Raw genomic sequence first — 13,774 nt, forward strand, 5'->3', positions numbered from 1 at the left:
GTTCTGCCAATACTTTGAGTTTAAAGCTTTCGCTGTAACGTCTCACATATCCATCATTTTTATACATATACAATTGATTTTTTGTATACATATTTCAGGACGGGTCACCATTGGCGCTAACGGTTTCGGTTATCGCCAGTTGGCGGAGTAGGGGACGCGGATTTGTCGGCTTAGTATTGGATTGTTGGTCAAGTTAATTATTTTCTTACTAACGGTGCCGCTTATTGGCGATGAACCGTTGTTGGCAACTGGTATCTAGTCGGATTTTCGTTCTTTATATGCTTTAATTGCTTCTAAATAATCCTGAGCTCCTTGTTCACTTAAATCATTTATGAAACCATCTAATTCGGGTCGATTAAGCTTTACCCAGTTGACCAAGGAGTCTCTTTGTTTTTGCCATATTTCCCAGTCGGCATCAATACAATCTAGGTTTTCAATTTTATTTATTTTTCCATTTTTAAAATGAAAATTACGCTTACAAGTTAATGGGTTATTATTTAGAAATTCAAATCTTAAAGATTTAACTGATACAGTTGCACTCACTTGATCACCTTGATTTGTTAGTTCTACAATTTTGTAAACTGGTCTGAAAATAGAATCCCATTTGAAATGTTCATAATAACTCTCTTGTGTAAATTCCATTACGTAATCACCTTCTGTGATTATTAAACTATCAGATAGGACATTTTTTATTTTCTTATAATCTGATTTTTTAAAACCGTTGTAGTACTTCATTACCTGTTCAGGTTTTGGTACTTTTTGTATAGCGCAGCTTGCGAATAAAATTGTAATTATTAGAAATGAAATTTTCTTCATCAAATTAAATTTCTCTGATACTTGTTGCCAACGTTTAGGCTATGATTCCGTTGTAGAGATTTGATATAAATCAAATAGGGTTGCATGATAAATTAAGAATCTCTAACCTCATTAATATAAAAAAAGTATATTTAGGCTTTTTTTTATTTATTAAGTCGATTTCTATCTCTTACTAGTTTTAAATATGTTAAAAGTTTATACTCTTTTACTTATAATTTCCTTTTTTTTGACAGATGTGAATGCTCAAAATTCTATTGTTTCATCAGGTGGTAACGATGTAGGTCAAGGTGGGAGTTCTAGCTTTTCGTTTGGTCAAGTTTTTTATAACACCGATGCTGGAGCCGTACATACGGTTTCGCAAGGAGTCCAGCAAGTTTATGAAATTTTTATTTTAAGCGAACCTGAAACAATACCAGTTTCTTTTTCAATTTTAACATATCCAAATCCCACCAGCAACAATATTGTTCTGGATGTGAAAAACATTACTGATAAAAATTTGAATTATTCACTTTATGATATTACAGGAAGATTTATTTTAACAAATAACATAAAACAGGAGAAAACAACCCTAATTATGAATAGCCTGCCTTCCGGTATTTATTTTCTTAAAGTAAGTGAAAACTATACAGATTTATCAACTTTTAAAATCATAAAAAAATAGTACGATGAAAAATATACTTACCGTAATTATTATCTTAATAAGTGTTAATGCACTTGCCCAAACACCTGAAAAAATTAGTTATCAAGCGGTCATTAGGAATGAAAATCAGGAATTACTTGTTAATCAAAATATTGGATTCAAAATTTCAATTTTAAAAGATAATATTAATGGTCTGCCTGTGTATATTGAAACACAGTCCTCAAGTACTAATGGTAATGGTCTAGTCACTCTTGAAATTGGGAATGGTGTTGTTTTAGAAGGCTTATTTAAAGATATTGAATGGGGTATTGGGTCATACTTTATAAAAATGGAAACCGACCCAAATGGCGGTAGCGATTATTCCATAAATGGAATAAGTGAAATCATGAGCACTCCTTATGCTTTACATGCCAAAACAGCGGATTTCGCAAAAAACATATCTAACAAGCATTATATTGGAGAACTTTTCGGAGGTGGTATTGTATTTGCCTTATTTAATAATGGAGAAAATGGATTAATTGCCAGTTTGCATGATTTGGATAATGGCAATGGTGCTTCATGGGGAACAAACACTGTAGATGTTGAAAATTGCGAAAGCATGACTAATGGCATGACTAATACCCAAAATGCATCTACCGCTGGCCAGATGCAAGACGCCGCCAATTTATGTTTGTCCTACTCTGCTGGTAATTTTACAGATTGGTATTTGCCTTCAAATAGAGAATTATATTTATTGGCAGCTCAAGACGTAATAATTGATAAAGTTTTAGATAACGATAATGACAATAGTACTCATGGTTTGTTGCAAGAAAACATTGCACCAACTTATAGTAGATATTGGAGTTCTACGGAATTAGACATGAAAAGTGCTTGGTACTACCATTTTTATGCAGGTGTTTGTTATCCAAATACTAAAAGCACTCAGTGCAAGGTAAGGGCTATAAGAGCTTTTTAAAATTCAATTGATTATTAAGGGAAGACTCTGAATTGAAAACTACTAAAGCAGTTAAGTTATTTATGGCAAAAGATATTCAAAACATATCCATCAAAATATTTATTTTATTTTTTTTAGGTGTTTCAAACATCACTATAGCACAATCATTTCAAGATAAAGTTCTAGATTTTAATGGTAGATATGTAATTGAGGATTATTGGCAAAATTCATTTTTTTTATGTGGAAGTGATTCTGTTAAAAAACTAGTCAGTACCTATGATATGTATGCTCCTGGCAATAAAATGCACCCGACAAATGATGAAGTAGCTCAAACTTTTTTTTTCGAAAAGCAAACTAATGGGATGTATCGAATAAAATGTGAAAAACACAACCACTATTTAGTAGTTAATAATAATACATCGGAACAATTATTAAATACATTTCATCAACCATCACCAGACGATAAAGGATCTTATTTTGAATTAGAATACGATTGGAATATGAATGTATACAAAATCAAAATAAATGGTAGGTACCTGCATCTATTAAAAACCTCTTCAGAGACACTACTTTCCACCAAAGGGTTGCCTGATGCTGGTTACTATGAGGAGACACCTTTTTCTAGTTCTGAACTGTCATATATGTTTAATATTCGCAAATATTTTGATTACGATTATGATTATATGCCTCCGGTTGGAATTATAAAAAAAATAATAAAAAGTAAAATTGAAAATACTGTCCCTGGTAGTACTGGGTCTTGGAGCTTATTTTTGAAACCTGCACCTTTTGAGGAAAGGCAATATATAAGTTTTGGAGGGTATTCCTTGAACAGCTCTACGACCTTAAGTGGTGATGATGATGGATGGACGCGGTGGGACTGGAGTTTTGAACCAGTTTATAATGGTAATAAAGTTTATTATAGACTTCATAATTTAAAAACTGATGGTTTACATGGTTGGATGTACATTAATAACAATGAGTTAAAATGTGGAAATCCAACAAAATATTCCTATGAAAATTCATTATGGGAACTTGAACGCTCAACGCCGTTGGAATGTATTCCTTATTATAAAATAAAGAATGTAGGAACAGGTCAATATATCGGAACTCCTATATATGTTCCTGGAGTATCTAATTGGGAAATTATATTAGGATCCGGAGATTCACCTGAGTATGAATGGCATATATTAGATAAAGAAAATTTTGATGAAAATGGAAACCTAAAAGACTTGAGCGACCATTTAAGAGATATTAAATTAGAATGTAGGTCATCATCATTAGTAGACTGGGGAGCCATTGAAATGGATACAGAGAATTACTTTTCAATAGCCTCTTTAGATACTCCTGATTCTTATCTTCAGTGGAATAAAAATGGGGAAATAACAACATCGAATAATTCGCTTCTAGGCAGCACCTTATGGAAATTCAAAGAGCGCGGATTTCTTTCTTATTCTATTAGTTCAATGAATGGAAAGGAATTATTAGATTTAGACGAGCTCATTCTTCATCCGTTTAATTACCATTACCTGAAAGGAACTCGGCTTAGCTTCAAAATAGATGGTGAAAATATTTTTACAGATCAAAACGGAAAATCTTGGATTATTAAAAAAGTAGAGCATTTTGATATCCATTTGGCTTTTGCTGAAGCTAAACAAACAAATACCATAAAAGCTTATAATGATTTCAAAGATCAATTAGTATTACGTGGCATATCACAAACTTCTTGGTTTATGTATGCTGACTGGGAAATTGCCCAATTGAAAGATGACGCTTCAGATTATTTGGATTTCGCCAACAAATATCCTCCAATGGAAGGTATTGGATCCAATTACTTTGATGAGGCGCTTTGGAGAAATGCTTATATGAGAAATACAGCAGAGTCATATACCAATTATATTAATAGCTTTCCTTTAGAAATCCAAGGAGATATCCTTGATGTGATGAACCCACCTCCGGGAGGTAGAAATACTTATGTTTTTGAAGGAAACAATATAGAGAAAGCTAAATTTAGAAGGTATACATCCCTGACTAACATAAATAGCTCCTATGACCAAATATCAAACTCCTTTGAGCAATACTTAATAGAATATCCAGACGGTAATTATAGATTAGACCTTATTTGGGCATGGTTGGATTGGGCTTGGAAAAGAGCTCAAGGCGAAAATCACCCTGAAGTATATCAATGGTATGTAAATCAATATGAATATATATATAATAACTATTATCTTGATTTTTTAAATTATCATGATAAAGCTAAGACACCTCTTAGATTTTACGCAAAAGAGCGCTCACCAACTGCCTCAAGAGTTGAAAAACTGATAAAAGATTACGAATATTTACTGGTATCTACACTAACGAAAATTGAAGTTTTAGATGGGGAAGATCTGGATTTGGCACGTATACATTCTTTTGTAGGAAATAGTATAAAGTCTGCTTTAAGCTGGAATGATTTTATAAATAATGCAACACCAATATATAATCCGCCAAATGAATTCGAAAAAAGCAAAGGACAAGCCATTGTCCCAACAGATAATAATTGGAACGTGTTTTCTGCTTTTAACGACACCAATTTAAGTGTTTATTCTTCAATAGATGAATCTGATGTGCCATCTCAGAATTTGGTTAGTTTAGCGCAATTAGGCCAGATGATGGCGGACGGCACTTATGATGATACCGCTGGTTACATTGGAGATTCTGATTTATTTACATTTTCAGTGAGTAGTATACCACTTGATACGGACTTAGGTCTTACAAAATTCATTGATATTGATTTTACTAACCCAGGATTATTTTCTGATGACTATGTAAAGATTAGGTTTCATTATAAATTTAATAAATTTACATCAAATCGTTTTATTGAATACATGAAGGACAATAATTTAGCTTGTCCAAAGCAACCTGTTCCATTAGACGAACCTACTGACAGCCAATTGGTATCAGGGCCTGGATATATCATAAGAAATGAGACAAATTACCCTGTTTTTGTTACGCTTTCCCAACCCGTTTTGGGTCCTATATATTATGAAATGGTTCAACCGGGTAAAATATTCTTTAGAAGAATAGGTGAGTTACCTGTCACCTTTAATATTGATGCCTACTTAAGTTTGAACGGTGAAGAAGAATTTGATGATGTAGATGTTTTAAAAGGTATTCTAGGAACAGTAGCTGAAACATCATTTTCTCTTGCTTCTGGAGGCGCTACGGGGATAGCTAAATCTGCTGTTACGGGAACGTTTAAATCTGGTTTAATAGGCGCAACAAGAGAAGGGGTACGCAAGGGAGCAAAATTAGGGGCTACAGGAACAATTGCATATTTGGGTAAATATGGAGTCACTAAACTTGCTAGTGGAGCAGGAATATCCTCTGTAAATAGTATAGCTAATGAGATTTATAATGATTTAACCGAAAATAATAATGAGTGTTTAGAAACCACTTTATATTTTGCAAACTCAAAGGAATTAGTTAATGGAGGGAAATTACAGGTATACTCTATAACTGGAGGCCCTGAATTGTTTTGCTACGATTTAGAAACCGGAGCGAGAACTTTGGAAAAACCAAAACCACTTAAAATATCTGATGATGCCGTTTGGCAAAACTTTGTTGATACTCTTAAGGGTAACTTGAAACTGATTACCGATGAAATTGATGCGCTTTCAGCAGATGTATCTAGTCCATATATAAATGATGATTTTGTAGACAAGTTAATTATTGAATAATAAGGATTAACAACCAAACTAGAAAAAACAATATTTTAGAATTAAAATAGAAGCCGAAAAAGAAATTAAATACACAGGCAAACAGCTCTAAAAAATAACACTTAATGATATTTTTCAAGTCAGGTGATATGGTCTAGCAGTATATGTAGTAAGTGTTCTGTATGGGCGGACACAGACCTTATCTTGATCTTACAACAGGCTAAGAAAACCTTTCGATTTTTTGAATAGGAAATTCAATCGTTTTTGCCCTTATAGGTTGTTGACAACACTTATTTTCTTTATACCGGCGATGGCAAACGCTTAAGTTTCCAAATTTGAATGCTGGATTTCAAGAACTTTTGGTTTTCGTTACCTTGAACTTATTAAACAATAAATTTAAGGCCAACAGGCACATCAAACTAAAAAGGGGAAAATATGTTAGGTTACGAGTACTGGAATTATAGTTAAAAGCTCCGGGCATAGGAGAGGATAATATATTTGTGGTCCTGGGTTCTTTGTGATTCGGGAGAATTGATCCGGTAGCCGGCCCAATAATTATTTTTGCCAAAACGGTGCTTAAAATCAAAGCCAAAATACCAAACATTTCTATCTGCTTCCACTACTAAAACAGAATCATCTCCCCATATTTTACCTTCCAATAAAGCATTGTGGTGCACAAACCTGTGGCCTGCCATAAGGGAAAAAAATATTTCCCTGTCCAGGGTTCCCAATCGGTTTTGTGTCATGCTGGAGGATAAAGGATCCCTTCTTCCAAAAGTTGCCATAAATTCCGGATGCACATAAATATCCCTGGTTCCAAAAGCAATTTGTGGTTTTAGGGACATATGTACGCTAAAGGGGTTGGGCGACAATTTCCATTCTTTTAAATAGCTTGTATAGATATTTGCATGAACGCTATTCTCCATTTGATTGCCCCACACGGGGGGATCGGACACCACAAAAGTATGGTGGTACCATTTTTGAAATCCACTTGCTCCGGATGCCGGGCCGGCAACACCAAATAGCAGATCGGTCTCCAATAGACTGGAATTTTTTATATGTGACCATCCTGCTTGGATGCCTAGAAAGCCCACATAGGGCCTGTCCAAATCCGCTATATCGCGTGATTTAATATCGGAAGGGGTATATATTTCTTGTCCAACAGTAATTTGGAGTTGTTCCTTACCTGAAGGCAGAATACCTTTTCTTAAAAGTTGGCGGTACGTTAAAAATAGGCCAGAAGAATAATAGCGGTCCGTAAAAGTTAAAAAATCATTATCGTGCCTCAGTTCTATTTGGTGCTTGATTTCCTTTGTTGCTGAATTTGATATCGTAGGGGATTGCCCATAGAAGAAGTGTGTGCCCCAAAACAGGTACAGGAAAAATAGCCGTATGTGAACTTGGTTCTCCGTTGCAGGGTCAATTTAGCAAGTGCCGAAGATAATAAATTTAGGACATGCAGGTTTGAAAAATACTTGGTCGTCCGTGCAACGCCTGGAACTAGGCCATAATGCATTAAATAAAAAGCCTTAATATGTTACAAGGAATTCGACTTGTTCCGGAACGGCATATTTTCCGATAGCATTTATTTGAACATAGCTTTTGCAAAAAATAGATTTCGATACCATATAGGGTCAAATACTGTATTTTTGAAAATAGCAATCAATCAAATCCTTTATGAGAGTTAAAACCTTACTTATTGTACTTGTTTTAAGTATCAACAATACCATTACCGCTCAAAAAATCGACTTTTCTGTCTTAAGAAACTTAAATATCCGCAATGTGGGTCCCGCAAACATGAGTGGCCGTATTACCGCAATTGATGTGGTTACGGCCAATCCAAAAATCATGTATGTGGGTGCGGCCTCGGGTGGTGTTTGGAAATCAGAAAACGGTGGTAGCGCTTGGAAGCCTGTCTTTGATCAGCAGCCAACACAAAACATAGGGGCATTGGCCATTCAGCAAAGTAATCCTAACGTGGTCTGGGTAGGTACCGGAGAAGGCAACCCTAGAAATTCCATGAATTTGGGGATGGGTGTCTATAAAAGTGAGGATGGGGGAGAAACATGGCAACAAATGGGGTTGGAAAACACAAAAGCCATTCACAGAATTATTGTTGATCCGGTAGATGCCGATATTATTTATGTAGGCGCCATGGGAGATCCTTTTACCGCCAATGAACATAGAGGTCTCTATAAAACCACAGATGGTGGTTTGCACTGGGAAAAGAATTTATTTTCAAATGACCAATCGGGAATTGCCGATTTGGTAATGGATCCCACAAACAACAAAAAACTGTTCGCAGCCCTTTACGAACATAAAAGAACACCTTATTATTTTACGTCCGGTGGACCTGGATCTGGACTTTATGTAACCAACGATGGCGGAAAGAATTGGAAAAAACAGGGAGAAAACCAAGGCCTGCCCGCAGGTGATTTAGGCCGTATTGGTTTTGCTATTGCCCCATCTGAACCCCATAGGATCTATGCAAAAATTGAAGCCGAGAAAAATGCCATTTATCGCAGTGATAATAGTGGGGAGACTTGGAAAATGATCAACGACAATCCAAAGTTTGCCAATAATAGGCCATTTTACTTTCAAGAATTGGCAGTAGACACCGAAGATGCAGATAGGGTGTACAATATTTATCAACCTTTGTCTGTAAGTTATGATGGGGGAAGTACTTTTGATACCATTCCCATGATCCCTGCAGATGAGACCAAAGGGATACATGCAGATTTTCATGCCTTTTGGGTAAATCCAATGGATGCAAAGCATTTTATTATTGGAGGTGATGGGGGCTTGGGAATTACCTATGACCATGGCAAGAGCTGGTATTTTCCAGAGACGATTCCCGTAGCACAATTTTACCACGTTGGGGTAGATCACGATGTCCCATACAATGTATACGGGGGGATGCAAGACAACGGTGCCTGGTCGGGACCGGCATACACGTGGAAAAGAGGTGGCATCCGTACCTTATATTGGCAGTATCTGGTTGGTGGTGATGGATTTGATATTTCTCCGGATCTGGATAATTCGAGATATGGATATGGATCATCCCAAAATGGTAATTTATACAGGTATGATAAACTAACCGGATATTATGTTAGTATTCAGCCCCCGGCACCGGATGTAAATACAAGCCTACGTTTTAATTGGAATGCTGGCTTTGCTAGAGATCCATTTGATGCAAATTCGGCCTATTACGGTTCACAATTTGTACATCTTACACAGGATAAGGGAGCATCATGGGAAATAATCTCACCGGATTTGACTACGAACAACCCTAAACACCAACAGGCAGATTACGGTGGACTCACCTTAGATGTTTCTGGGGCCGAGCGCTATAATGCTATATTGACCATAGCCCCAAGTACCTTGGATAAAAACATCATCTGGGTAGGTACAGATGATGGCCAGGTGCAGATGACCACAGATGCAGGAAAAACCTGGATGAACTGTACTCCTAAGATGAAGGAAATGCCAAAAGAGGGTTGGATAGCCCAAATAGAGGCATCTCGTTTTAATAAGGGGGCCGCATGGATGGTGGTCAACAATTACCGGAAGGGAGATTATGCCCCTTATCTTTTTAAGACCATGGATTACGGTAAAACATGGATGCGTATGGTAGACGATAAGAAAGTAAAAGGATACGCCCTTACTGTAATACAGGACCCTGTAGAACCCAATTTGGTTTTTTTGGGGACCGAAAATGGTTTATGGATGAGTATGGATGAAGGAATTACGTGGGAACAATTTAAGAACGGATTCCCTTCAGTATCCACTATGGACCTGAAAATTCAGGAACCGGAGTCGGCCTTGATCGTAGGGACTTTTGGTAGGGCCATATGGGTATTGGATGATCTGCTTTCTTTAAGGGAGATTACTGCAAACCGTTTGAAAAAGGGAATTACAGCCCTGCCCATGAACAATGCCGTACAAGTAAAGGGATTGTTTATAAATCCACCAGGAAATATTTGGACCGGTTTCCACACCACGTTTGAAGGTGAAAATAAAGTGTTTCAAAAAACCGAGATCCCATTTTATGTATCAGAACAGCCAGAAACAAATATTAAAGTAAAGGCCGAAATTTATGACTCCAAAAATAGACGAATCAATACCATGGAAACAAAGGGGGTGGTTAAGGGATTGAACTATATGGTTTGGAAATTGGATGAAACCTCTGCTTCTTTACCAGGAGCTTGGAAAGATGATTATTCTAGGGATATACCTGTACTGCCGGGAGATTATACCATTGTGTTATATTATAATGGGTATAAGGACACTACAAGTGTAAAGGTAATACCAGATCCTAGATTTGATATCCCATCAAATGTGGATGAAGCGCTTTATAATTTCCGAAAAGAAACAGATGCCCAAGTGTCTATCTTGGCAAAGCATTTGAAGGATATTGACCAGAAAAAGGTTTGGGTGGAAAAAATGATCAAAAAGCTAAATGATACCCAGGTCAAGAAGGATGATCCCATGTTTTTGCTAACAAAGAATATGGAGCGGCAATTAGTTGCACTTCGTTCTAAGGGCCAGACTCCAAAGCCAGATAGGCAAGTAGGGGCGTGGCAATCTTTTGAAACGACGCCCTATTCAAAAATTCAGGAAGTCCTGAACATTGCTGCTGCACAAACAACGGAGCCTTCCTTACAAAACCAAGAAGTACTTAGGCAGGCTACAGTTCTCATTGATGATTTTTCAAAGACCATAAATGAATTTCTGCAAACCGAGTGGCAGTCATTTGAATCTGAACTGAAGAACAGTAACCTTTCTTGGGAAGAGGAATAACGGAATTTATATTATTCCAATGTATGCGGGTCTATTCTGTAATATATGTTTTAACATTGGTCAGTTCCCATCGCCCCAATGAAATAGGGATATTGCCAATGGAATTGAGATTGTCAAAAAACGCCCGCATTTCAAAAGGTTCGTTTTTTGATTCTTTCATTCTAGCGTATTCGGCCAGGGTGTTTTCAATAAGGTATTTACCGGTGATATAACTGGTTCCGTAACCCGGTTGGCGTAGATAAAGATGCTGCTCAAAAAGTAATAGTTCTTTTTCTGTTTTCATCCAACCGCGAGGGGTGTATTCGGAGTGTATTCCCCCTGCTTCTTCCATGGTCATTTCATTGGCATGGGCATAAAGTGATCCCAAACCACGGGCAGCACGCTGGGCTATCATGATATAAACAATTTCTCTGGAACGGGGTTGATCATCATAAAGACCTGCATCCATAAACATTTCTTCAACGGCGGTGGCCATCCCCTCATTTCTCGAATCAAAAATATTGTACAACAATGGCCCCTTTCTAATTTCACTTTTATGGGGCTCTGTATCCATTCGAGCCAATTCAAACCAATGGTAAAAATGGGAATATAGTGGGCGTTGATCATAGTGTGCAGTGATCCAAAAAAAGTTGCGTGTCTCCTTGGGGACAAATGCGCCAAGATGTTCATTTAAGGCAGGCTCAAAATAGTCTTTTACAGTGACCATTTCATTTGCATCCAAAAAATTTAGTAAGCTTTTGGCAGAAGCTTTTGCACGATTATCATATTCTTCGGGCGTACCTGCATCAGATAGTAGTGGCAGTTTTCTGTTGCGGTGTTCTTCCAACTTTAAGGTGGCCCAGGCCCGGGTAAGCTCCCGTTTTAAAAGCATCTCTTCATCTTCCCATGTCAAAGGAACCAAATGGACATTTTGCAGGTACCAAGTGTACGCTTCTTTACCTATGCCCGATGGCCCTGTTTTGGTCTTTGCTTCGGTCTGAAGCCAACTTACCAAGGAATTGGTAGATGCTATCGCATTGTCAATTGCGGTAAGAAGATTCTTATCCTTGGATACTCCTGGGAAATCCTTGATTGACCCTAGATTTTTACTTTGATCTTTGATATCCCGAATACCAGCCACCCAAAGATCTTTGGCATTGCCCGTTAAATTTAGTTTTGCCTGTTCATTTAGTGCGGGAATAACTTTTAAATCGGTTATTAATTTTTTGGATCCCTCCTTATCCAAGGGAAATTGGTAGGTCCAAAGTTCGGTAATACCATGGTGGGTAGGTCCCTCGTGTGCAGGAACATCACTTCTGTAGGTCCAGAGCGACTTATAAAAGGCGGGATCCCTTTCCCAGGGGCGCAGTATTTCTTGGTTAAATTCATACCCGTTCATTTCAGCATGTACTATATGCCAATCTACTTGATGTGGAATGGGCCAGGAGATTGTATCAATATTTTGAAGTCTATCACGTAGAAGTTGAAAGGCAGGTGCTCTTTTCTCAAATGTTTCTTGCGTGTAATCCGGTGCTCCGTTGCGCAAGGGAGGATTTTCAAAAGTTCTCCATTCTTTAAAGAGTGCCACTAAATTGGCATACTCTTGACTTTTATGCTGTGCTAAAACCGAAGTGATTGAAATACCCAGGAGTAGGATACACAGAAACATCGATTTTCTGGGGAGAGGATTAATTTTCATGGTAGTACTGATTGTTGAGCCTAAATATAGCATATCGGGATAAAACAATGGGGTAGGATTCTTCTTTTTTCGTGCTTTCTTGCAAAGGAAGTTCAGTTGGAGATGATCCATATGAGAAGGTATTGTATGTGTCAGTTTTGGATAAACGCTAGGAAGAAAACAAATAATTACCGTTTCATTGCGGAAAGGACAAGAAAGGCTTTAGAATGAAAAGCCCTAGTCTTAACAATGCTATTGAAATTTAAATTTCCTCCCCAATTCCACAATATTTGAAGTGAGTATAAGCATAAAATACTTTAGACCACTAATTTATATTGTTTCTAAAACTTTATGGTATTAAATTAAGGGTATGTAAAATTTTAAAATCTAGAAAACATGTCCATACGTTTAGGAAATAGCTGCAATAATTGTGAAAACTTGACAGCTACTATGATGTGCAAGGTACATCAGGTAAAAGTAAATAACGCCTACACCTGCGATAGCTTTGAAATGAAGGCCGCCTTAAAGAATGATCCCAACTGCACCACCTGTGCCCGATACGAAGGTCCAACTTGTGCCAATCCACAAAAAGCTGCGCCTGATATGTTGTGCTCCCATTGGGCGCCACAGAATGCAACGGCCTAATTGGCTAATTAAAACCGATCTCAAAAAACAGCTTTGAAAAAAGCTGTTTTTTTATTTTTATACTTCTTGAATTGCCAAAATATATGTTGGTGAAAATTTAATATTGAAATCAGATTAATCCAAGAAAACCAAGATCGCTCCGCGCAATGTTTTTTGGATTCCAAGGTTTCGGGCAGGACTGGATTCTTTCCTTCGTTTCACTTCGGAAAGGGCCTTGGGGGTGGCTTTACAAAGAAAACCATGACCGCTCCGCGCTCTGTTTTTTGGTTTTCAAGGTTTCGAAGAGGACTGGATTCTTTCCTTCGTTTCACTGCGGAAAGGGCCTTGGGGGTGGCTTTACAAAGAAAACCAAGATCGCTTCCGTTCTATTTTTTTCCTCAATACAGATTGAGGATCATTACTTAAAGTTTAGGGCAACTGGATTCTTTCCTTCGTTTCACTACGGAAAGGGCCATGGGGGTGGCTTTACAAGGAAAACCAAGATCGCTCCGCGCTCTGTTTTTTGGTTTTCAAGGTTTCGAGCAGGACTGGATTCTTTCCTACGTTTCACTGCGGAAAGGGCCTCGGGGGTGGCTTTACAAAGAAAA

The 13,774-nt window shown here is 37.4% G+C and carries 8 protein-coding genes; 5 read left to right on the plus strand and 3 right to left on the minus strand.

The genetic code is table 11. The features are described 5' to 3' along the window. Nucleotides 1-255: 255 nt before the first annotated feature. A complete protein-coding gene (locus WAA86_RS15235) occupies nt 256-735 on the minus strand; it encodes a hypothetical protein (RefSeq protein ID WP_337301884.1) in 480 nt (159 codons plus the stop codon). Between the two features lie 265 nt (nt 736-1,000). On the opposite strand from WAA86_RS15235, the gene WAA86_RS15240 reads away from it, so the two are divergent. From WAA86_RS15240 to WAA86_RS15250, 3 genes are all read left to right on the plus strand, one after another. Further along, nucleotides 1,001-1,477 (plus strand): T9SS type A sorting domain-containing protein, encoded by a 477-nt coding sequence (locus WAA86_RS15240; RefSeq protein ID WP_337301885.1) that lies wholly within the window; start codon nt 1,001-1,003, stop codon nt 1,475-1,477. A gap of 4 nt (nt 1,478-1,481) precedes the next feature. After that, nucleotides 1,482-2,411, plus strand: coding sequence for an Lcl domain-containing protein (locus tag WAA86_RS15245; RefSeq protein ID WP_337301886.1), 930 nt, complete (start codon nt 1,482-1,484; stop codon nt 2,409-2,411). Nucleotides 2,412-2,473: 62 nt separating this feature from the next. Further along, nucleotides 2,474-6,106 (plus strand): RICIN domain-containing protein, encoded by a 3,633-nt coding sequence (locus tag WAA86_RS15250; protein WP_337301887.1) that lies wholly within the window; start codon nt 2,474-2,476, stop codon nt 6,104-6,106. Nucleotides 6,107-6,549: 443 nt separating this feature from the next. Here WAA86_RS15250 and WAA86_RS15255 read toward each other — a convergent pair whose 3' ends face one another. Beyond that, nucleotides 6,550-7,509: a lipid A deacylase LpxR family protein gene (locus WAA86_RS15255; RefSeq protein WP_337301891.1), complete on the minus strand. Its 960-nt coding sequence runs from the start codon at nt 7,507-7,509 to the stop codon at nt 6,550-6,552. Nucleotides 7,510-7,762: 253 nt separating this feature from the next. Between WAA86_RS15255 and WAA86_RS15260 the strand changes: the two genes are divergently transcribed. Further along, nucleotides 7,763-10,885, plus strand: a complete 3,123-nt coding sequence (locus WAA86_RS15260) for a WD40/YVTN/BNR-like repeat-containing protein (protein ID WP_337301888.1) — start codon at nt 7,763-7,765, stop codon at nt 10,883-10,885. A gap of 31 nt (nt 10,886-10,916) precedes the next feature. Here WAA86_RS15260 and WAA86_RS15265 read toward each other — a convergent pair whose 3' ends face one another. Further along, the gene (locus WAA86_RS15265) at nt 10,917-12,563 is read right to left on the minus strand and encodes a hypothetical protein (RefSeq protein WP_337301889.1); all 1,647 of its coding nucleotides are present in this window, start codon (nt 12,561-12,563) and stop codon (nt 10,917-10,919) included. 375 nt (nt 12,564-12,938) lie between these two features. Here WAA86_RS15265 and WAA86_RS15270 point away from each other — a divergent pair, with 375 nt between their 5' ends. Further along, complete coding sequence (locus WAA86_RS15270) at nt 12,939-13,187, plus strand: hypothetical protein (RefSeq protein ID WP_337301890.1); 249 nt, start codon at nt 12,939-12,941, stop codon at nt 13,185-13,187. The last annotated feature ends 587 nt before the right edge of the window (nt 13,188-13,774 follow it).

This window comes from Sediminicola sp. 1XM1-17 (assembly GCF_037203765.1).
GTDB lineage: Bacteria > Bacteroidota > Bacteroidia > Flavobacteriales > Flavobacteriaceae > Sediminicola.

Coding starts and splice junctions, on each gene's coding strand:
- WAA86_RS15235 (WP_337301884.1), bottom strand. CDS start 735: ATGAAGTACTACAACGGTTTTAAAAAATCAGATTATAAGAAAATAAAA.
- WAA86_RS15240 (WP_337301885.1), top strand. CDS start 1,001: ATGTTAAAAGTTTATACTCTTTTACTTATAATTTCCTTTTTTTTGACA.
- WAA86_RS15245 (WP_337301886.1), top strand. CDS start 1,482: ATGAAAAATATACTTACCGTAATTATTATCTTAATAAGTGTTAATGCA.
- WAA86_RS15250 (WP_337301887.1), top strand. CDS start 2,474: ATGGCAAAAGATATTCAAAACATATCCATCAAAATATTTATTTTATTT.
- WAA86_RS15260 (WP_337301888.1), top strand. CDS start 7,763: ATGAGAGTTAAAACCTTACTTATTGTACTTGTTTTAAGTATCAACAAT.
- WAA86_RS15265 (WP_337301889.1), bottom strand. CDS start 12,563: ATGAAAATTAATCCTCTCCCCAGAAAATCGATGTTTCTGTGTATCCTA.
- WAA86_RS15270 (WP_337301890.1), top strand. CDS start 12,939: ATGTCCATACGTTTAGGAAATAGCTGCAATAATTGTGAAAACTTGACA.